This is a genomic window from Spongiimicrobium salis (genome assembly GCF_043678055.1).
Lineage (GTDB): Bacteria > Bacteroidota > Bacteroidia > Flavobacteriales > Flavobacteriaceae > Spongiimicrobium > Spongiimicrobium salis.
In genome coordinates, this window is record NZ_JBHEQA010000001.1 from 1,105,552 (window position 1) to 1,126,506 (window position 20,955).

Consider the following 20,955-nt stretch of genomic DNA (forward strand, 5'->3'; position numbering starts at 1 on the left):
GAAATTAATAGTGGGGAAAAAACTACAAATTCTGTAGTTTTCTGCTATCGTAACAGAATAAAGTGTATTTTAGGGAAACCATATAAGTATTTGACTACCATAGTCATACCAAGAAAAACAAAACCAATAATAAATCAACCGAGGACACCCCCGATCCCAATCTAAAGCATTATGTCCAAAAATATTATCATCTGCTGTGACGGTACGGGAAACCAGTTTGGCAATAGCAACTCCAATGTCGTAAAATTATTTAGTGTTATTCAAAGAGATCCCCAAGTGCAAATTGCGTACTACGACCCGGGAGTGGGAACTACAAAATCTACAGGGGTTCTTATCTCCATAAAAAGTTGGTGGCGAAAAATATTGGGTGTGGCCACGGGGTACGGCATTTATGAAAATGTATATGAAGCCTATTCTTATCTCATGGAGAATTATGAAGAAGGGGATAAGATTTTCCTATTTGGTTTTAGTCGAGGTGCCTATACGGTTCGCGTCCTTTCTGGTTTCATCTTTATGATGGGATTGCTGGAGAAGGGCTGTCAAAACCTCATCCCCTATGCCTTTCAGATCTATGCTCGAAAAAAACCGGATTTCCGCATTGCCGGAAGATTCAAATCCAATTTTTCCCGCGCTTGTCCCATAGCCTTTATGGGGATATGGGATACTGTTTCTTCCGTAGGTTACTTCGGAAATTGGAAATCCTATCCGTACACGGCCAATAACAAAAATGTAGCGGTCGTCCGCCATGCCCTGGCTATTGACGAACGTCGGGCCTTTTACAATCAGAATAGTTTAGGGTCTAATAAAACAGATGGCCAAAGTATTCGGGAAGTGTGGTTTAGTGGGGTACATTCGGATATTGGGGGCTCTTATCCCGAGCTTGAAAGTGGTCTTTCCAAAATTACATTACAATGGATGCTGAATGAAGCCAAGCAAGCCAATTTAAAAATTGATGCGGAGCGGTACGCCAAGTACGTGCTCCAAAATTCCAAAGATTATGTGGGTCCCGATCCGCATGGAAAGATCCATAAGTCGCTAAACGGTATTTGGTATCTGTTGGAAATCATTCCAAGGCTGAAGGTGAATTACAGTACCGGTTACCGCAAGTGGTTTATTCCTTGGGGAAGGCCACGGGAAGTACAGGACAATGCCTTTGTTCATGAAACCGTATTCCAGAGAATGGCAACATCTGATTACAAACCCAAGAATCTGCCCGAGAAAACCCAGGAAGAGAAGATTAAGGAGACGATTTTTATAGAAGATGGTGAAGCTTAAACCAACAATATCTTGTTTCATTTGCGGAAAAAAGATAAAAGAAGTAGATTATTAGGAGTTCAAAACAACGAAAAGCTTATCTTGAAAACAATCTCATGTGTTAAATGGAACTTTATGAATAAGCATATTTATTCCATAAATACCACTATTAAACTCAACTTTTCATGAAAGCAAAATATCTTGTTTATCTAGTTATTATCAGTTTCATTTTAAGAATTGGCACAACGCTGGCAATGCCATTGTTAATTATTGATTTAAAGATAACACCTATAGTCTTTGGAATAATCGGTGGCATTATTAATATCCTCATAGTGCTCTCCGTTAGTGGTTTACTTTTTAAAATCTTTAGATATCCCAATAAGTATGACTTTTTAAACACCTAAGACCGTTAAAAGACATTGGAACATGGTTGACTCTATAAATAAAGCATGGCATTGGTTAGGATTTCATGCTACCAAAATCATTGGAACCAACGATTTTGGCAATGTAATTTTTAAAACTGAAAATGGTGAATTTTGGAGGTTATGTCCCGAAGAAATTAGCTGTAAAAAAATTGCTGCATCGCAATCGGAGTTGGATCATCTTTATCATGATTCCCAGTTTATTGAGGATTGGGAGATGACGAATTTTAAACGCCTTGCCAAATCAGAACTGGGTGAATTACACAAAAATCAAAAGTATTGTTTAAAAAAACCCGCAGCCATAGGCGGGAAATACGTGGCGAGCAATATCGGAAAAATAAGTTTTGAGGAATTGATTTCTTTTAGTGGAAGTTTGGGGTTTCAAATTAAAGATTTGAAAGATGGACAAAAAATAAAATTGAATATACAAAGAGAGACTTAATAGAGTATTGCTAAAAAACGCCTAGATCATAATGAATGTACCATTAGATCAGATCCAAGAATTAGATTTTCACAGATTGTCCAAGGAGAGGTTACATGCTGATTTTAATCGGGTTACTGCCATTGTCTTTCCTTTTTTGACAGAAAAAGAACAACTATTGCTCCAAGAAGATTTTGATTTCTACTTGGAAGATACAGGTCGGGTTTATGTCCATAATACCTTTGCCGGAGGTATTATTTTTCTTCGGGAACCCGAAATTATTGAAGGAATTAAAATTGAATTCAATTCCACTAGAAATGAAGCTTGGGCTTCTGTTGAATACGCTTCTGAACTACGGAATTCCCGCAATGTAAAGTATAAGCCTGATGCGGGGAAAATAGAGAAGGTAAACTGGAATATGTTGGCTATATTTCCAAATTTCACCAAACACAGAAGGGATATCCAAGTAATTTTAATGATAATTATTGGTAAAATTGTTAAGCACATCTGTGAATATTATAAAAGTAATAGTTGGTTTATGGAGTTTGAAAAAGCATTTGAAATTCAACTTTTTTTAGATGGGGATTTAGAATTAGAATATCCTGTTGAAATTTTTGAACAAGAAAGGTAGTCTAAGACGTACAAGTGGCATTCAATGATTTAATCACTGTCAAATAGTTATTGTACAAATCCGAATTGGATCAAGGAGATTTGAGATTAAAAGTTGGTATAGCATTTATTTATCCCTCTGGGGAATTAGATGATGTACTATCTAAAAAAAACGAAAAAGTGAATAAAAAGAATTTAAGTACCTCAGGAAATATAGTGGTTCCTTCATATAAGACACTTGTAGAAGAAGGATCCCGGGTAACACTACAAGAGGGAATTTGGATTGCGGAAAGTGATACATGGATTCTAAAAGCCGAGGGACCTCTTGAATTTTTGGGCTTAGCAAATTTAATTAAAAAAAAAGGAGAACATTGGAAAGCAACAGATAATGAAATAGATGGGTTTCTTAAAAAATTTAATCAGGATAATTACTAAATGAAATGTATCATTATTTCAAATACAATACTGCAAATGAAGTTGAATGCTTCCTAGAATTGGATAGAGAGTTCTACTGTGAACGAGCTTTATACAAAACTAAAAAAGAAATCATCAATACTTATATAACCATTGAGGATGAATCTTATTTTCTGCCCGAAGGAAGCCTGAAAGAGGCTGTAACAAATATGACATTAAGTTCAAAAACAGAATTTAACCAACTGTGGAAAGTATCAATGTTGGCATTTGAAGATGATTGGTCCCGATTAAAAAACAAATTCAAAATTGGCGATATGGTAAAAACAAAAATTCTCTGTTTCTATCCAAAGGGAATTATCTCAAATTTCGGAGAAGAATTTCATGCATTATCAGATTATCATATTTGTGAAAAGAAATTTGGACAACATAGGATGTATCCAAAAAATGAACTAGAATTAGAGGTTTCTGGATTTGATGACATCAATAAGTTGATCTTACTTGGTCCATTCAATAGAATTGAGCCAAAACATTATCCATAAGCTTCAATAGTAATCAAAACTATGTTATAGCGCATGTTCAGCTTCTTAAAACACCGTAAAACAAAAAATACCCTGCTAAAATGGTCAAATACTGTTGATACATTCATTCATGCTAATGAAGTATTGCAATCTAAAATTGACCAGTCTGGGATTTTAGAAGGTGAGGAAATCATTTCAGAATTTTTAGAAAATCGGGAATTTGCCCTGGCCTATGAGCATCTGGTCTATATGATTCAAGAATCAGGTATTTATCTGCCCGATAGTCTGCTCCATGATATTTCGGAATTCGCTACTAAAGTTGGATGTACCCCTCCTGAATTAAGTCTTCCTACCGTCCTTGAAACCAACGAATTCTATGAGATCTTAACATTGTTTCGACAGGTCCAGGACAAGGTTGTTTCCCAACTCACCAGGGTATGGCAGATGTCTTTTCCCATAAAGGCAGATGAATGGACGGTTTGGAGCCAAACCACCTATGAAAAAACAGCATTCGCAAATACCCAGGGAATTACAATATTTCCACATGGTTATGGATTGCATTATCATGACTCTGAAAATACAATCGACTTTGATTTTGGCGAATTTGGGGAGGCCCATGGTTTTACTGCAAATCGACTTTGGACCTTTATACAAACCAACAAGGTGAAAACCCTTTTTACTCATGAAACCCAAATCAAAAAGGTAGTGACACATTTAACGGAAAAGGGGGAGTTAAAATTCAGCGGGTATATGAACTATTACAAAACATCGAAATGTGTATGACGCCAAAAGAAGAATTCCATAAAAAAAGCAGTTGCTACTCTAAGGCCTATCAGCTCATTGAATCATTTTCCCAATGCAAAACTATTTTCTTGAGGATGAATATCATTTATGCCTGCATAGTGTCTTCTTTTTTGGCCCTAAGCAGCTGTTCTAGCAATACCGTTATATCAGAGTCTCCTCCAGAAACATCTCCTTTGGGAATTTCTTTAGGGATATCATTCCCACCTGTGGCCGATGTGCAACAGCGAAATTTTGCGGCCCCTCTTTTAAATGAACTGAAGGTAAAACGTATACGCATTGGAGAAAATTGGAGCTTAAGGGAGCCCGTAGCAGGAAATTTTAATTGGGAGCCCCTGGATGAACGGATGCAATGGGCCGAAGATCAGAATATTTCAATTTTACTGACTCTCCAATCTAACGGCCCGAATTGGGCCTGCAGCGCACTACAAAATGACAATTCTTGCGTTTTCATGGATAATGCACCTTTTAAGCGCTATGTGGAGCAACTCTTACAACGGTATCCCAACACGATTGAAAAAATTCAATTTGGCAATGAATGGCAATCCGATTTCTGGTATATAGGCAACGCGGAGCAATTTGTAACGGTCAGTAATATTGTCTATGATGCCATACAGGAGTATTCTCCAGAAACCAAATTTGTTTTGGGGGGCTTTACCACCATTTCTTTGCGTTTTTTAGCCGGCTGCCAAGGACTCATCGATGTATTTTACGATGATGAGGGTTTTCGTTATGACAGAAGTTTTCTAGACAACAATTGTACTAGTCCGGTCATTCAATCTGTAAAGGATAGGATTAGCTATGTTTTGGAGCATGCGCGCTATGACTTGGTGGACATTCATTTGTATGATGATGTGGATAATTGGCCCATCTACTATACCCATTTTAAAACCCTGGTTCAAAAACCCATCATTTGTACAGAATTTGGAGGTCCAAATGTGAATCTTGAGCCAGAAACCGAAGAATATCAAGCGAATCAATTGGTGCAATACATTGAGACCTTAGAAGAACTCGAAGTTGAAGAGGCCTACTTTTTTAAACTGGTAGAAGGAAGTGCCAATCCTGCACACGCCCGATCCGGATTGATCGATGCCCGTACTTTAGAAAAGAAAATGAGCTTTTTTAGGTTTAAAGAACTCAATCCATAATTTTTATCGGAATGCCTATTCATAGCTTTCCAAACTTTGTAGCATATGGAAAATATAATATCTCACTCAAATGGCGTATATTGAATGTTCAGCACATGGTGGAAATGTAGCTTCTTTTGTATCAAAGTATCATGCTGATAGAGTCAAGCAAAAGGAGGCCTGTCTTAAAAATGAGCTTGTAAGAGTTAGGGTAATCGACAATGAAAAGCTTTTTGATGGAACATACTTGGCAGATTCCAAACTCATAGATCATCTCTCTATTGAAAACTTGGAAATTGACTATCAAAAAGAGTTCAAAAAATTTGAAGTTTTCTTCGAAGATTTTACCCCAATATGCCTTATGTGCTTGAAAGACTATTTGGACCGCGCCTCTTAATGTATTCACGATATCATCAAAAAAACCCATGACTATTCTCATAAAACAATCCTTAATCTGTTGTATCACTTTCTTAGCTTTAGTATGTTCCTGTGGCATGAAGGATTCCAAGAATGATATCCGTTGCTCCGACGAAGCCTGTTACGGTCAATATGAAGGTGCCGAATTCATTAATGGATCGGATATTGCCCATCAATTCTCCAACAAGATGTCGGCTGCTGTTGGTAACCAGCTCAAGCTGTTGTATAAAATGAAAGCCTACTCCAAGGTTGATTTCGATCGTATTGTAATGACTACAAAAGGGATGGGAAGTGGTACGGTAATCTATTATTTAAAAATCCCTTTTAAAGAGGTTGAAACCCCATGCGAGGCCTATACCTCCTTTGACCATGTTGGGGGTTGGAACCACAAGCCCGCCTTAGCGGCCAGAAAGGCACAGCTTAAAAGCGCTTTGATGGACCATCATGAACTAGACATTAGTCCGCTTAAAACGACTCCGGAAGGGTTACAGGAATATTGGATCCAATGGAAAAACAAAATCACACAATCTAGCTGCAAATAGCCCCAATTGCAGTATTTTATTTGTAGCTTACACTATATTCTTATACCGATTACCCTGAGCGAAAGTACCCCATACAGTCTGTAAATTCCTATTCCCAAATGAGAGGCGCATTTATTTCGAAGGAAAATTCTTCTGAATTAAATTTATATTTACTACCTTTTGAAAGTAGTATACCCTATATAAAGCACAACATGTCTCTGTATTTGGCTACACCATGATCAACCAAAACCTGGAAAAGCAAATATGCATACCTTTATTGGAAAAAAGCAAGCGTCTAAAAACCAGCCTTACTTGCAGGGAACATCTCAAATTTGCACTGAAAATACTGCTGCTTTTCAATTCACCAATAATCGCCCTGAGGCCATTGTTCAAAGGAAAGTACAGTCCATGGCACATCTATATGCTTCACAACGGCCTCAACCAATTCAAAAGAAAATAAATCATACAGGTTTGCCGAATCATCTAAAAACGGGTATGGAGAACCTATCCGGGCTATCCCTAGATGATGTAAAAGTACATCGGAATTCAGATAAACCTGCCCAATTGCAAGCTCATGCCTACACAGATGGTACCGATATTCATTTGGCACCGGGACAAGACAAGCATTTACCACATGAAGCTTGGCATGTTGTACAGCAAAAGCAGGGACGCGTGCAACCGACCCTACAAACTGAGGTCCCTGGTCGTATTGCCCATAACGGATTGGTTCAACGAAAAATTAGTAAAGCCGATTCGGGAGTTTATGTAGATATTAGGGCGGCAGCCTGGTATGGAGAGCTTCCGGAGAAGCAACAGCAAGTCATACAGGAATTACATAAAAATCCGTATCAGACTTTTACCATTCAAGAAGCTCGTGATATTGCAGAGACCAATGCCGATCAACATCCAGGCGATAATATTAATGTGCATATGAAAAAAAGGTATTTCGATGGCCTCAAAAAAATGGGGGTCATTCTTCCTGAACCAATTGCCAAACTTCATCCAGAGCAGACAGTAATAGAAAATGCTATATCAGATGGGGTACACCATATAGATAGCTGGTATTATGATGAAGAGCAAATAGAGGCCAAAATTTCGGATGCCGATACTGCAAAGGAACTCCCCTTATATAAGAAGACCTATAGTTCTTTAAAAAGATTTCATTCGAAAATAGTAATTGACCTTCGCACTTTTGCAGCTTTGGTCTTGGGAGAATCGCAGAAATACAATAGATTAATTGGTGCGCAAAAAAGAAGTTTTCTTTCTGCCCTGCCCGATATTGGCAAAGAAATCCGGACTAATGTCGCAGACTATAACGCTGCTTTCAGAGAAGTTTTTGGCGTTCCCTATGGTCAAATACCTTTACCAGAAGATGCCCAAGTAGATATTAGTAGCGTAGGTGAGGATATCTTAGACTATTATCATAAAGGAACCAGTGATGATCCAATCCCAATAATCTGGTACAAACCGGCAACCAAGTATCACGCCGTGAGCGCCTATGCCTCTGAAGAACAGGCAACGGACAATGATAGAACGACCACAGATTTTCCAGGGCCCGCAACCATATATAACTCCGGACCGAAGACGCATATCAAAGGAAGTACGGTCACTATTGGTAGAACTGGTTATGGCACCCAATTAAACGACCGTATCAAGAAAGTGCGTCATGATAGCAAGCGGGAAAAACAGAGAGAACTGAACGAAATCTTAAACAGGTCCGGGCATACCATGGGAAAATCCAGCGCTCTCGACGGTGATCATATTCAAGATTTGGGGTTTGATGGCAAAGATAATCCCAATAACTTTTGGCCTCTGGATAGTACGATCAATCGTCGTGGATTTACCGACTATCCGGGCTATCAAGTACATGTAAAATCCGATGATGATCATCTTTTCGTTCGTCCAATTGGGGCACTTTATGGATATTATTTTGTAATCAAGGGTTTTCAAGAGGGTGATAGCGCCACTGTTCCAGAGGAAAGCAATACCGAAAAAGCGGGAGTTGCAACGGACCAAGAGAGCGATGTAAAAGCCGCATGGGAATAAGGTGTTCCATCTTGGGCTTGACAAAGAAAGGATTATACCAAATTTAATGTATACTGCATGCGCTATCTCTATACATTGCTATCCAGTTTTTGCATTGCTGCTATGACCCGATCTACTTTAGTTTGCAACTCTAGGGTCCCCACCAGTTTTAGCAGCTTACCATCCAGTTTTTGCATCCATTCCTGATGTACCCGTAGGGACCTTCCCTGAAAATTTGGGTTGTCGTATTGGGCGGCCCAGGCTATAAAAGCCTTGTAATGTGTCCGTCTTTCCCTATCAGTCTGTAGTATTTCCCCATAGCGTGCCACTTCTCTTTGCTGTAATCGTTCCATTCTAATCTGATGATCCAAGTAAAGAAATATGGCCAAATCAAATGCGCGTTCCCATTCTTTGCCCCAACTCACCAAAGAGCCACTAACCAGTACATTCTTGTTTTTTAGGAAATCGGTTTTCATCTTTTTATTCCGTTCTTCAAGAGGTACTTTTTCGGTATAGGGTATGGGGGTTGGGCGCCAATAATAATCATCGGCATCCAGATGCTTAAAATTGGTTTGTTGGGCCAGTGCCTTGCCCAGCGTTGTTGTGCCGGAACCCGAAGCTCCAAATAGTATGATTTTCATAGCATCATCACATCTTTAAAATCGATTTATACATCTGAAATATGTTGTTTTACGGTCCGCCTTCCTTAAAAACGAATAATGGAAACTTTATGGGTCTTTTCCCAGATCTCCTTTTTTAGTCGGTCCAAATCCCCCCTTTTTCTAAATACCAACTGGGTCTTTCTTTTTTCCAACGCAAGAATACAATCTTCTATTTTAATGACATTTTTTGGAATTTCCACCGCATTGCTTACATAGTAGCGTGCCACCGTATCGATGCATTTAAAATTAGTGCGGGCAAATTCGTATTGATATAAGGTTACTTCTTCAATTTTTCTTTGCCAGTCTTCCGGCGCTAGGATAAGCTTTTTGTAGCCCTCCTTCAACTCGACCAAAGAAATTTTATGCCATAGCAGTTCTTCTACATCTATACAAATTCTCGGGCAGGCTCTAGGCAAGTAGTAATTTTGCACTTTGGTTTCCCCAATGGCCCAAACATAATTTTCATAGCCCCATATTTTCTTTGATTTTCGCGGGACAAAGGTTTCAATCCCTTTTTCTTCACTCATATGAACTATTTTTTCCAAGCATTTTGTTTTAAGACAAGGGGGAATTTTTCAAAATGTATCTTCCGCCTAGAGACAAATATCAGAAGAAGATAAACAAGAAGCGCTTGATCGAAATCAAGAAATAAAGGAATGGAAGACAGCTAGAATGAGCGACTGAAATCCCCGAGTGTTGACGTTTTGGAGAAAATAGAGCGGAATACCTTAAAACTTATGGGGTCATTCAAAAAAAAACGGCCCAGGAATTTCCCTGTACCGTTCTGTTTTAGCATAGGAATACGGTTTATAAACGCTTATTCCATAAGCATTGCATGGTCCGCCATCAAACGCAAATCCCTCCTAACAATACTTTCTGTCCATTGATGACTTGGGTAAAGAACCTGCAACTCCCACAACGACAATCATTGTTATCTCTACATATAGCATCCGGGCAAGCTCCGAAAAATCCTCCGGAGATTTCTCTCTGCTCTTTTTTACTCAATGAATTAGCGCCTTTGATTTTTTTAATGGTTTTAAGCATATCAATACAATTTTTAATTTACAATGCTTTAAAGCTAAGTATATATTCTTACACCAATACCAACAAAAATGTAGTTTAACATTTTTATTATTGTAGTCAATTACTTATAATTTTATAAAACCAAACAGAGAATCTCTACGCACAGGCTTTGGGCTTTACCAAATCTGTTCATAAATATAGCGTTCCCCACGCTTATAGATCAAAATCGATCTTTTATATTTGGATTAAATCCTATTTTATGGAATATATCCAACAAAAGTTTATTAGAGACATCTTATTCGAGCTTATCTACCATGAGAAGGGGTACTTAAAAGTAGCGAACAACGGACTCCAATGGGCAGCGATACAACTGGGAACTTATTACGTCATGGACCATACAGGTCAATTAAAAACCCCTGTCAAATCCAAAGCCAGCCTTCTGAACATATTTACGGGTCTGATCAATATCTTTCAAAGATTTGAGCACAACGGGGTACACTACTACTATGATAATGGGAAGTGGAAGAAAAGTCATTTAGCGCCTCAATTCAAGTGGCCCGTGGAGTAAAAGCCATCATATATGACCTCTAAACTAAGGGCCTTATGTCATTTATAACATCGGAAAATCATACTCTAAGATGTTGGGCGTCCTCCATACCCCTACTAAACCATTTCCCCAAAGAACCGTCTAAAAAGAAAATGTTATGTTATGAAGACCTCATGTATTCCTTACTTTTTAGTATTAGTCGCGTTCATTTCCTGTAGCGAAAATGAATCCACCCTATTTACGGATCCCGATGCCCAAGCCCCATTGATAACCTTACAGTTTACAACTCCACCCATAGATCTTGAGGGCGCAGATGCCCTATTTGCTTCTGATGTTTCGTATGACGTCTACGAGAAGACCACATTTGATGTTTTTTTACCCACCAGCACTACATCCACCGGTTTGGTGATTTTTATTCATGGAGGTGGATTTACCGGAAGTGACAAAACCTTCATTTACAATGATAATTTCAAAAATGAAGTCATTTCACTATTAAACCAGAATATTGCGGTGGCCACCATCAATTATCGACTTATAGAAACTGGGGATACCGAAGGTGTCTTAAAAAGTTTACATGATTCCAAAAGGGCTTTACAGTACATCCGATATATTCATAACGAATTAAATATCGATAAAGAAAACATTGTATTGTTCGGTAGTTCTGCGGGCGCTTCTACAGCCCTGTGGTTGGCCACCAACAATGATTTAAGGGAAGTAAATAGTACCGATTTGGTAGTACAAGAAAGTACCCGGGTAAAGGGCATTGCCTTGAACGCAACCCAATCTAGCCTGGATATTGAAACACGCTGGATCGGGGATGTTTTTGCCGAATTTGGCACGTCCATAGAAGATATCATTCAAGAATTTGGGGAGGCAAGAACCTACAATTTCTACGGGGTCAGCTCTAGGGAGGAATATGAAAGTCCGGAAATTGAGGCTTATCGCCAACGGGTGGATATGCTGTCGATGCTATCATCAGATGATCCAGAAATCTGGGTCACCAACACTGGGGGACATAACAACGAGCCCTTAACACAAAGTAGTTTTAACCATCATCCCTTTCACGCCAGGGAAATCAAGGAATTTGCCGATGCCGTTGGGGTTCCTACCGTGGTCACCTATGGCAATCCTATTTTGTTTGACGATGCAAACAATGAAGACTATGTTTCCTTTTTGATTCGAAAAATCAATGAATAAAATCCGTTAAAATTGTATTCCTATGCCATTTAAATAGGATACATTACTGCCTTCCTATACTTTTCTTTTGATTTATGGAAAACCGTAATACAGCTACAATGGGTATACTTAAATTTGGGTAGGATACAGCTTATTATACATTGAATGTATCGTTTATCGATAAATTCGGATATCTGAAAAATCATTCTGTTTATATCTAAGCTATATTCTTACATTTTTAAAAATCGATTCCATCGATACTCTTGCAGCTCCCCCGCTATTATTTTAAAACCTTTAAATGAGGTATTCGTTCGTCAAGCAACACATTGGAGTGCCATAAGTTATATACCTATTTTGTAAGCAATTTTACCGGATAAAATACCTACTAATGGGTATTGTCGCAAAGTAGTAAAATCATAATTTGATTGACCAAAGCTTATGAATAATTTAATAGTGCATTGGCCAACACTTTAGATCAATATAAAACAAATCAGATAGATGAGATTGAATTTAAAAAGATATTAAAAGGCCTCTTTGAGCATCATAAAAAAATGGAAGGCAATAGGCATTCTACAGATAGTAATTATTTGTTATAGTTGATTTTTGCCGATGTAGTAAAAGTATACGAATACAGTGATAATGTCCTAAAATAGCAGTGTATATGTGTATTATATAGCTACATAAACAATTCGGCAATAATTATAAGAACTCAAAAAAATATAAAGAAATGAGCATACTAAAATTTACTTTAAAATTTATATTCTTATCGGTTATCTCTATTTCAGGATTTTCACAAGAGTCAAAAGATATTGAATTTAATATTCCTGAGAATGAATTCTTAATATCAAGAATGGTAAGTGAATTAGAAGCTCAAAGAAATTCTAAAAATCTACAAATCATACAATTAGAAAGACTAAAATCTCTTAACCAATCTAACTTGAACAGTCTTAATTCCTACAAACACGAAAAAATAGACTCAAAAGAAAAAGTAATCAGCTCTCTTCGTCAGATTGAAATAAAGACAATGAGTAGAAATGTCTATGAAAAAATTGAGAATTTTGAATTGTTAGATATTGCAAGAAACAATCCGAGAAGCTATCAGTTCAATTTATATGAATTCGAAGAAATAAATGAAATAAAAGAATCTGATTTTCCCAAAATCGATGAGCAACTGAAGCGCAATATTGAAAATTCAAAAAAAATTGTTGAAGATAACTTGCGAAACCTTAATAGAATAGAAGACCAAATAAAATCTGCGATTTCTGATATAGACAATAGACTAAATAAGCTTTACAGCCACAAGGGACAGAATAGAGATTTGCATCGAATTGCAATATTAATGGGGCTTCCCGCTTTCTGTGTTACAATCTTGTTATTATTTCTAATCCCATATTATTTGGAAAGGAAATCAGAAACTAATAATCCGAATACCAATAACAAACAGTACTTACTTGATGTTGCAACCGTTCTATTATTAACTATGACCATTTTAATTCTAGGTTTAGCCAAAATGATTACTGGTGAAGTACTAGGAACATTATTGGGGGGTATTTCAGGTTATGTCTTAAACCGAACGATGAAAAAATAACTATTGCCAACACTGTATTTAGGTAATAACGGTTTAAGTGATAAAAATCAAATCATAAAATAAAACAAAGGTTAGTGCAAAACTGAAAGGTTTGTGAGTAGAAATCTCCTACTCCTAATTCATAAGACCTTTGACTTTAATTTAAAAACAAAAATTATGGATAATTCAAAAATCAACGAATCTTCAAAAAACCTCGAATACCTTTTAGACCTATATTGTTTTAAAGGAAGACCTGAAAACTTAGACACTAATAATGAAGTTAACATCCTAGTTAATCATGGATATACCTGTGGCTTCTCCTATGCGAGAAATCAGCCCGTTTGGACTGCTTATAGAGTAAGTGCAGCAAAAAGAGACGTTGATTATGAACGGCCACAACTTTTTTATGATGACATAAGATTACCACAACAGAATAGGGTTTCTGATTACACTTTTAAATCACCTAACGGTAAAAAATATGACCGGGGACATATGGTTCCAAACTTTGCAATAAACACCCAATTTGGAAGATTAGCCCAAATGGAAACCTTTTTTATGAGTAATATCTGTCCGCAAGAAGCAGATACAAATAGAGGTGTATGGCAGAGGCTTGAGAAAAAAATAGTAAAAGAGTATGGGCCCGAAAAAGACCATATATGGATTTTGACAGGGCCAATATTTGGCAATAATCCTGAAAAAATAAAACGAAAAGGAGGGATATTTGTTGATATTCCTGAAAGTTTTTACTGCATTTTAGTAGATCCAGTAAAATGGCCATTTGATAGAGTATCTAATGTTGAATTCTTGGCCCTTGAAATTCCACAAAATGCTGGCTATACCAAATTATCTGATAAATTTATTACTTCTATAGCGGATATTGAGGAAAAAACCAAAATTGATTTTTTTCCAAAAATGACAAAAACGGATCGAAATAAAGTCAATTCTAAATTGGCTAAAGAAATATGGGGAACGAGGAGATTTAATGAACGTACAAATTTGACCATTCACGATATTGGATAAAACACAATATAGTTTTTCATTAAAAGATACAATACTGTATGAAAAATGCATTAATTCTATTTTCAATAGCACTATTTACTATTCATCTTAATGCACAATTAGATTCGGTTTCACTCAAAAAACTTCAATCAGAACAAGTAGATTTAGAAAATAAAATTTCACAAATACGCCAAAACCAACTAAATTATAAAATTGAAAAAGATTTACTTAAAGAGACGTACACGACTAATTATGAAAGAATTCAATCTATAATTACTTTAATTTTAGGTGTATTTACAGTTTTAGGTTTTTTAGGTATTAGAAGCATTTGGAATCTTAAAAAGAACTATGAAACCGAGCTAAATGAAATCAGGACTTTAAAAGCAATGTTTGAAAACGATCATGAAATTCTAATTGACAAACTAGATAAACTAGATTTAAAGATTAAGGCTATTGATTCGATAAATGAAAAACAGGATATAGCACTTAAGATTCTTGACCTTAGAGAAAGAATAGAATCTCTAATAAAAAGCAGACAATACATAAAAGCTTTGGAATATATTACTGTTGGTTTAGAAATCAATCCAGAAAGAATTGGGTTTAAACAATCTAAAGCTTTTGTTTTATTTAGGCTACAGAAATACAGAGAGGCAATTAAACTGCATCAAGAAATACTTAAAATAGAACCTAAAAATGATGATTCGCTGTTCGATTTAGCAGAATTACTGTTAATAGTCAAAGATGATCAAGAATTTGAACAACTAAGGAATACATACAAAGACGAATTAGATCTAAATCCAGAAAACCCAAAAACCGTATTCTTTGACGCATTTTATAATTTCAATAAGCAAAATGTTGATTTATTAAATAGTAATATTTCCATCATACTAGACGGAATGGATACTGATGAAGTTAAAAAACATTTTGTTTGGGATTTTTCGGATTTAAAATTGTCTATAAAAGATAGAGAAAGTAATTCACTGAAAAGAAAAATAATTGGTCTAACTAATCTACTTGATGGATCTTGGACTAAAAAGAAGTATTTAGAAAGCATTAGAGATGTCTAAAATACTGAATTTGAATAATAGTAATAGCGGAAGGAATAGATCTTGAAGTAAAGTAGAAATCCAGTTCTTTTATTTAATGGAGAAGAGATTGAACCATTGGAACTTAGTTTTTCTTCCGTAAAATTTATTGTTTACTATAAATAAAGCCCGGAAGTATGCACATATCCGGGCCAAATTTTAACTTTTAAAAAAAGGCACTACTGATCTTGTAGAAAACCACCATGGACGCTATTTCCTCCACATAGTTTTATGCATTGCACGGAACATTTTCGGAACTCTGCTTCTACTTTCTCAAAATGATTACATGTTCCAATACAAGTACTCTCACAACCTCCGATAATAATTTGTTTTTGCCTTTTTCCTTTAATCTCGAATTTTTTTAAAGCCTCTAATGTTTTCATATATTGATATTTTTAAATAAATATATAGAAAAAAGTACGTTTAAAACTGTTAAATGAAAGTTAATAGATACAAAAACCTTAAATAATTTCCTAATTATTAATTATGCGAAGCTTTTGATATACACCATTGAACGGCCGGAGTCTCCCGTTGCGGCCATCTGGGGATTGACACCAGGTTCAACCTTCTATATCAGTAGAAAAGACAATTTACCATTGGCCCTTGCCGCAATCTATACCGAATGGAAAACTACGACACCAATGGTATAATGAGCACTTTTGCCATAGCGACCACAAAGGCCAATTCTCTTTTGGAAAAAATACACAACAATCCCAAAATGAAAGAACCTAGGATTCCGCTAATTTTGGATGAAGAAAATGAGGAACTATGGTTAAAAGTCAATAACAAAACTGCTGTTGCCGCCCTATTGAATCCCATCCAATCCGACAAACTAAAATACCATACTGTAAATCGTTTATGCGGTGCAGCCTATAAGGGCAACATAGCAGAAATTAGTATGGAATTTATGTATGAAGAATTAGAATTTTGACAAACTTGTATTTTGATTTACGGAAAACTGTAATACAGCTACAATTGGAATAATTAATTTTAGGTAGGGCATAGTTTATTCAATACTTAATATACCGTTCATCGATAAATCAGACCACATGAAAGTTTATTCTGTTTACATCTAAGCTATATTTCTACATTTTTTAAAAATCGATTCCATCAATACCCTTGCAGCTCGCCGCTATTAGTTTAGACCTTAAAACGAGGTATTTGTTCGTCAAATAACACATTGAAGTGCTATAGGTTATATACCTATTTTGTAAGCAATTTTACTAGACAAAATACCTATTAATAGGTATTGTAAGGGGGTAGTAAAATCATAATTTGGCGGACCAAATCTATGAATAATTCAATAGTGAATTGGCTCTTGTCATAAATTAGTATAAAGCAGATAAATTCGATGAAGGAGAGTTTAAAGGATTTTTATGAAGTCCATAAAAAATGGAAGGGAATACTCCTTCGAGGAACAGCAATTATCTGTTAGAGTTGATTTTGTTGTTGTAATAGCAGTATACGAATACAGTTATAATGTCCTAAAATGGTAATGCAAATGTGCATCATACATCTATATAAACAAGTTGCGAAGCATTTCATCCAAGAATACTACATTATAGAATAAAACATAATTTAAAAGTCGAATAATAATGAGAAAATCAAAATTGATTACAATTTTAATAGTACTTCTAAGTATTAATTTATCTAAAGCACAACAAATAATTGAATCTAAAGTAAAAGAAGTTCTTCCAGAAGAAGTTATACAGGCCATAGAGAATATCACAGATGTTACTTCTATTTTTTCTATCGGTAATGATGAACATTTTGATGGACAAATTATAAAAGCTAATGAAATAGTATTTTCCGAAAATGCACACCTTACGCTTGAGAATGTTGATGCACCTTGGATAATTTTAATTGCTGAAAAATTTAAGTTTCGTGATCCAAGCCATACAGCTAGAATTACATTCGGTTCTATTAATATTCCCGAGCCTCTTAAAGCTTCAAATGGGAATAATGGTGCACACGCTGATGGTCGAAGTGGAAGACATGGAAAACCTGGAGCACATGGGCAATCAGGTACAACCGGGACTAAAGGAACTACTAAAACTTTACCACATATTTATATTATTACTAAAGAATTGACATCACCAAATGGCTCTCCTGCGTTTGCACCATTAGCAATTCTTGGTAATGGCATAAAAGGTGGTAAAGGTGGTGAAGGAGGAAATGGTGGCAATGGAGGTTATGGTGAAAGTGGTCTAGTTGCAGCCCCTGGTTTTCCTGATTGCAAAAGAGGTGGAGGTAATGGTGGACGTGGAGGTAATGGAGGTCAAGGAGGCAAAGGCGGAGATGGCGGACATGGTGGAGATGGGCTATCTTTAACAATCATATCAACTTCAGGGGCAAATGAAGCATTTAGCTACCTTCAACTTCTAAATGCAGGAGGTCTGGGGGGACCTGGAGGATCTCCCGGTTTTCCTGGGAATCCTGGTCGGGGTGGTGAAAAAGGAAGAGGAAAAGGAAATTGTGGTGGAGGAAAATCAGGTTCTAAAGGATCTATTCCAAATCCTCCAAACTTAGGATATGGAGATGAAGGAATAGAAGGAAATAAAGGAAGTTTTATTTTAGCAACTGCACCCGACTTAGCTACATTGTTTTCTGATAATTAATATTCAAAAAACGCTTCATAATAAGATATATAGTGCATAGCCACCCTACGGGACGGCAACGCACCATATACAGACCGTTGGGCTTCAGGATAAACTTCGATTGAAAATGCCCTGCATTTTTGCGCTGCGCGCAGCCTGGTTCGTAGCCTCACCAGGAATCGAACCTGGATCTAAAGTTTAGGAAACTTCTATTCTATCCGTTGAACTATGAGGCTGTTCCTCCATTCCACTGAAATGGAAAAGCAAAAATAAAATTTTTTAAAACAAAATCGGAAGAAGTTCCCTTATTTTGTTATTCTTATAAGTTGTTGATTTTCAACATTTAACTATTTTTTTAGTTACTTAACTATTTTTTTAGTTGCGTAACTAAAAAAATAGTTGTAGGTTTACACCAGATTTAATTCCTATATCTTGGAATCATTCCTTTTTAGCAATAAAAAACTACCGGATATGAAAAAATTAACACATAAGGAAGAAGAGGTCATGAAAATCCTTTGGCGCATACAAAAGGGCTTTGTTAAGGATATCATGGCAGAATTTAAGGAGGACAAACCTCATTATAATACCTTATCTACCATGGTTCGAAACTTGGAAGAAAAAGGATATGTGAGCCATGAAGCCTATGGCAATACCCATCAATATTTTCCACTTGTGGCCAAAGAAGAGTATCGGACGGGTTTTATGAAAAAGGCCATTGCCGATTATTATAACAATTCTTATAAGAACCTGGTTTCCTTTTTTGCAGATCAGGAGAAAATAAGTGTAGAAGAGCTCAAAGAAATCATTGAACACATCGAAAATCAGAAATAATGGAAGTATTTTTCACCTACCTTTTAAAAAGTTCTTTGTTGCTCGCTTTGTTTTGGGCCTGCTCTCAATTTTTTCTGCAGCGCGATACTTTTTTTCAGCAGCATCGTTTATTTCTCCTCTTAGGGATATGTACTGCCCTGTTATTTCCTTTTGTCATCATCACCAAGGTGGTCTATGTAGAACCGGTATCCATAACCCTTCCTTTTGAAGGTGTCAATGCTGTAGCTCCGGCCATGCCTGAAAACTATATTGATTGGTGGACCGTACTCTTGGTGACCTATATCACGGGAGCCTCCTGTTTGTTTTTACATTTCTGTATCCAGTTATTGTCGCTTCGTAGATTGATCTCTAAAAGTAGCCGTTTTAAAAAGGATGGTTTTAGATTTGTAGAAACTTCGGAAAAGATCAGTCCCTTCTCCTTTTTCAATTATATCGTCTACAACCCTAGTCTCTATACGTCACAGGAATTGGAAACCATCTTGGCTCACGAAAAAATCCATTCACGTCAAAAACATTCTGTGGATATTATTTTAGTACACCTATTGCGCATCTTTCAATGGATGAACCCTTTTGTTTGGGGCTATAAAAAACTAATGTCCCAAAACCTGGAATATATTGCCGATAACAAAGTGGGGCATACCAATTCCAACAAAAAAGAATATCAGTATTTGCTCTTGCGGCAATCGGCAGCACCTATGCCGGTATCCGCACTAGGAAATCCATTTTTTAATTCATTAATCAAAAAACGAATCGTCATGTTAAACAAAAACAAATCCAACAAAGGAAATCTCCTTAAATTTAGTATCATTATACCCTTACTGGCCATATTTTTACTGACTTTAAACACAGAGACCGTTGCCCAAACCATCACTATCGAAAGCAATTATGATAACGATAATGATGCGGAAGCGGAAGAAGTGAAAATTACCTTTACCACGGCAACTTTTAGTCTCACCATTGACAAAGACAGTAGTGATGAGGAATTGGATGCAGAAATTGCACAATTCAAAAATGATGGCATCGATCTTAAATTTTCAAGTATCCAACGAAATAATAAAGGGGAAATTATCGGGATATCCTCTACCTTCAAAGGACCACAAGGAAGTACTGGCGCTTATAGTGCATCAGGTTCGGGTCCTATTAAAGCCTTCAATTTCTATGTAAAATTCGATCAAGAAAAAACGGTGGAACAAATTGGGTATAGTGTAGATACTCCAGATACGCATAAAGTGCATCTGAAACAGCATTTTGATACTCACGAAAAACACCTTAAGGCTACAGGGAAACTCAACAAAAAGGCAAAAAAACACTTGGATGCCCATAAAAAGGCGGTACTGAAGGTTCAGGATAAGGAAGAAGAATCCACTATTGAAATCAACGGGAAGGCCTTTAACAAAACATCGGTTTCGGTCACTTCAAGCCAAGGCGATGATGATACTGAAATAAATATCAGCGGAGCGGTCAGTATGGATACCGATGAGGTACAGGAAACAACTCCCTTATATGTGGTCAACGGAAAAGTGACCAAGAAAGAGGATATTGCCTCCATACCAACCTATCAAATTGTGAGTATAAATGTGCTCAAAGGAAAAAATGCTTCTAAAAAATATGGAGACAAAGGAAAAGATGGTGTTGTTGAAATCACTATTGATACCGACAGAACGGAAGCAGATAGCAAGAAATCCATTCAAATTGAAGATGTTGTCAAGATTCGGAATGCTGGAGGGAAAAAACCCATGTATGTTGTAGATGGTAAAGTAGTGGAAGGAGATTTTGATGCGGAAAAACTAGATCCTGATACCATCAAATCTGTCTTCATTCTGAAAGGGAAAAATGCCAAACGCAAATATGGAAAAAAAGGCAAACATGGAGTAGTTGTCATCGAGACCAAGAAATAGTACTGCATCTATTCATACCAAGCTTACACAATTATTAGTCA

23 protein-coding genes and 1 tRNA gene are annotated in these 20,955 nt (G+C 36.6%); 20 read left to right on the plus strand and 4 right to left on the minus strand.

Annotation, left to right across the window (positions count from 1 at the left end):
- The first annotated feature begins 171 nt into the window (after nucleotides 1–171).
- The 10 genes from ACEXOE_RS05060 to ACEXOE_RS05105 all read left to right on the plus strand — a co-directional run bounded on the left by ACEXOE_RS05060 (nucleotide 172) and on the right by ACEXOE_RS05105 (nucleotide 8,550).
- A complete protein-coding gene (locus tag ACEXOE_RS05060) occupies nucleotides 172–1,275 on the plus strand; it encodes a DUF2235 domain-containing protein (RefSeq protein ID WP_394747647.1) in 1,104 nt (367 codons plus the stop codon).
- 405 nt (nucleotides 1,276–1,680) lie between these two features.
- Complete coding sequence (locus tag ACEXOE_RS05065; protein ID WP_394747648.1) at nucleotides 1,681–2,118, plus strand: T6SS immunity protein Tdi1 domain-containing protein; 438 nt, start codon at nucleotides 1,681–1,683, stop codon at nucleotides 2,116–2,118.
- 31 nt (nucleotides 2,119–2,149) lie between these two features.
- Entirely contained in the window at nucleotides 2,150–2,728 is a 579-nt protein-coding gene (locus tag ACEXOE_RS05070) for a hypothetical protein (RefSeq protein ID WP_394747649.1), read from the plus strand.
- A 65-nt stretch (nucleotides 2,729–2,793) separates the two neighbouring features.
- Entirely contained in the window at nucleotides 2,794–3,141 is a 348-nt protein-coding gene (locus tag ACEXOE_RS05075; protein ID WP_394747650.1) for a hypothetical protein, read from the plus strand.
- A 5-nt stretch (nucleotides 3,142–3,146) separates the two neighbouring features.
- Nucleotides 3,147–3,659, plus strand: a complete 513-nt coding sequence (locus ACEXOE_RS05080) for a hypothetical protein (RefSeq protein WP_394747651.1) — start codon at nucleotides 3,147–3,149, stop codon at nucleotides 3,657–3,659.
- 33 nt (nucleotides 3,660–3,692) lie between these two features.
- Nucleotides 3,693–4,421 (plus strand): DUF6896 domain-containing protein, encoded by a 729-nt coding sequence (locus ACEXOE_RS05085; RefSeq protein ID WP_394747652.1) that lies wholly within the window; start codon nucleotides 3,693–3,695, stop codon nucleotides 4,419–4,421.
- 95 nt (nucleotides 4,422–4,516) lie between these two features.
- On the plus strand, nucleotides 4,517–5,587 hold the full coding sequence (locus ACEXOE_RS05090) for a glycosyl hydrolase (RefSeq protein ID WP_394747653.1): 1,071 nt from the start codon (nucleotides 4,517–4,519) through the stop codon (nucleotides 5,585–5,587).
- Nucleotides 5,588–5,657: 70 nt separating this feature from the next.
- Nucleotides 5,658–5,963: a hypothetical protein gene (locus tag ACEXOE_RS05095; protein WP_394747655.1), complete on the plus strand. Its 306-nt coding sequence runs from the start codon at nucleotides 5,658–5,660 to the stop codon at nucleotides 5,961–5,963.
- A 28-nt stretch (nucleotides 5,964–5,991) separates the two neighbouring features.
- Nucleotides 5,992–6,525: an adenine nucleotide alpha hydrolase family protein gene (locus tag ACEXOE_RS05100; protein WP_394747656.1), complete on the plus strand. Its 534-nt coding sequence runs from the start codon at nucleotides 5,992–5,994 to the stop codon at nucleotides 6,523–6,525.
- A 243-nt stretch (nucleotides 6,526–6,768) separates the two neighbouring features.
- The gene (locus ACEXOE_RS05105; RefSeq protein ID WP_394747657.1) at nucleotides 6,769–8,550 is read left to right on the plus strand and encodes an eCIS core domain-containing protein; all 1,782 of its coding nucleotides are present in this window, start codon (nucleotides 6,769–6,771) and stop codon (nucleotides 8,548–8,550) included.
- Nucleotides 8,551–8,618: 68 nt separating this feature from the next.
- Here ACEXOE_RS05105 and ACEXOE_RS05110 read toward each other — a convergent pair whose 3' ends face one another.
- Together ACEXOE_RS05110 and ACEXOE_RS05115 are read right to left on the minus strand one after the other, a co-directional pair.
- Nucleotides 8,619–9,170, minus strand: coding sequence for an AAA family ATPase (locus ACEXOE_RS05110; RefSeq protein WP_394747658.1), 552 nt, complete (start codon nucleotides 9,168–9,170; stop codon nucleotides 8,619–8,621).
- A gap of 65 nt (nucleotides 9,171–9,235) precedes the next feature.
- On the minus strand, nucleotides 9,236–9,718 hold the full coding sequence (locus tag ACEXOE_RS05115) for a DUF6886 family protein (protein WP_394747659.1): 483 nt from the start codon (nucleotides 9,716–9,718) through the stop codon (nucleotides 9,236–9,238).
- A 755-nt stretch (nucleotides 9,719–10,473) separates the two neighbouring features.
- Here ACEXOE_RS05115 and ACEXOE_RS05120 point away from each other — a divergent pair.
- The 5 genes from ACEXOE_RS05120 to ACEXOE_RS05140 all read left to right on the plus strand — a co-directional run bounded on the left by ACEXOE_RS05120 (nucleotide 10,474) and on the right by ACEXOE_RS05140 (nucleotide 15,570).
- On the plus strand, nucleotides 10,474–10,782 hold the full coding sequence (locus tag ACEXOE_RS05120; RefSeq protein WP_394747660.1) for a hypothetical protein: 309 nt from the start codon (nucleotides 10,474–10,476) through the stop codon (nucleotides 10,780–10,782).
- A 141-nt stretch (nucleotides 10,783–10,923) separates the two neighbouring features.
- Nucleotides 10,924–11,958 carry a carboxylesterase family protein gene (locus ACEXOE_RS05125; protein ID WP_394747661.1) on the plus strand — a complete coding sequence of 345 codons (1,035 nt, stop codon included), beginning with the start codon at nucleotides 10,924–10,926 and terminating at the stop codon, nucleotides 11,956–11,958.
- Nucleotides 11,959–12,664: 706 nt separating this feature from the next.
- Nucleotides 12,665–13,525 (plus strand): hypothetical protein, encoded by an 861-nt coding sequence (locus ACEXOE_RS05130; RefSeq protein WP_394747662.1) that lies wholly within the window; start codon nucleotides 12,665–12,667, stop codon nucleotides 13,523–13,525.
- Nucleotides 13,526–13,681: 156 nt separating this feature from the next.
- Nucleotides 13,682–14,524 carry a DNA/RNA non-specific endonuclease gene (locus ACEXOE_RS05135; RefSeq protein ID WP_394747663.1) on the plus strand — a complete coding sequence of 281 codons (843 nt, stop codon included), beginning with the start codon at nucleotides 13,682–13,684 and terminating at the stop codon, nucleotides 14,522–14,524.
- 38 nt (nucleotides 14,525–14,562) lie between these two features.
- Complete coding sequence (locus ACEXOE_RS05140; protein ID WP_394747664.1) at nucleotides 14,563–15,570, plus strand: tetratricopeptide repeat protein; 1,008 nt, start codon at nucleotides 14,563–14,565, stop codon at nucleotides 15,568–15,570.
- Between the two features lie 197 nt (nucleotides 15,571–15,767).
- Here the strand turns inward: ACEXOE_RS05140 and ACEXOE_RS05145 are convergent, their stop codons facing one another.
- On the minus strand, nucleotides 15,768–15,971 hold the full coding sequence (locus ACEXOE_RS05145) for a hypothetical protein (RefSeq protein ID WP_394747665.1): 204 nt from the start codon (nucleotides 15,969–15,971) through the stop codon (nucleotides 15,768–15,770).
- Nucleotides 15,972–16,085: 114 nt separating this feature from the next.
- On the opposite strand from ACEXOE_RS05145, the gene ACEXOE_RS05150 reads away from it, so the two are divergent.
- The 3 genes from ACEXOE_RS05150 (at nucleotide 16,086) to ACEXOE_RS05160 (ending at nucleotide 18,206) form a co-directional block, all read left to right on the plus strand.
- Nucleotides 16,086–16,238: a hypothetical protein gene (locus tag ACEXOE_RS05150; protein ID WP_394747666.1), complete on the plus strand. Its 153-nt coding sequence runs from the start codon at nucleotides 16,086–16,088 to the stop codon at nucleotides 16,236–16,238.
- Nucleotides 16,211–16,519, plus strand: a complete 309-nt coding sequence (locus tag ACEXOE_RS05155; protein WP_394747667.1) for an SOS response-associated peptidase family protein — start codon at nucleotides 16,211–16,213, stop codon at nucleotides 16,517–16,519. The genes ACEXOE_RS05150 and ACEXOE_RS05155 overlap by 28 nt, the downstream gene beginning before the upstream one ends.
- 664 nt (nucleotides 16,520–17,183) lie before the next feature.
- Nucleotides 17,184–18,206: a hypothetical protein gene (locus ACEXOE_RS05160; RefSeq protein WP_394747668.1), complete on the plus strand. Its 1,023-nt coding sequence runs from the start codon at nucleotides 17,184–17,186 to the stop codon at nucleotides 18,204–18,206.
- Between the two features lie 143 nt (nucleotides 18,207–18,349).
- On the opposite strand, the gene ACEXOE_RS05165 is transcribed toward ACEXOE_RS05160, so the two are convergent.
- Nucleotides 18,350–18,421 (minus strand) — tRNA-Arg (locus ACEXOE_RS05165).
- A gap of 235 nt (nucleotides 18,422–18,656) precedes the next feature.
- Between ACEXOE_RS05165 and ACEXOE_RS05170 the strand changes: the two genes are divergently transcribed.
- Both ACEXOE_RS05170 and ACEXOE_RS05175 read left to right on the plus strand, forming a co-directional pair.
- Nucleotides 18,657–19,016 carry a BlaI/MecI/CopY family transcriptional regulator gene (locus ACEXOE_RS05170; RefSeq protein WP_394747669.1) on the plus strand — a complete coding sequence of 120 codons (360 nt, stop codon included), beginning with the start codon at nucleotides 18,657–18,659 and terminating at the stop codon, nucleotides 19,014–19,016.
- Nucleotides 19,016–20,914 carry a M56 family metallopeptidase gene (locus ACEXOE_RS05175; RefSeq protein WP_394747670.1) on the plus strand — a complete coding sequence of 633 codons (1,899 nt, stop codon included), beginning with the start codon at nucleotides 19,016–19,018 and terminating at the stop codon, nucleotides 20,912–20,914. The genes ACEXOE_RS05170 and ACEXOE_RS05175 overlap by 1 nt, the downstream gene beginning before the upstream one ends.
- Nucleotides 20,915–20,955 lie beyond the last annotated feature (41 nt).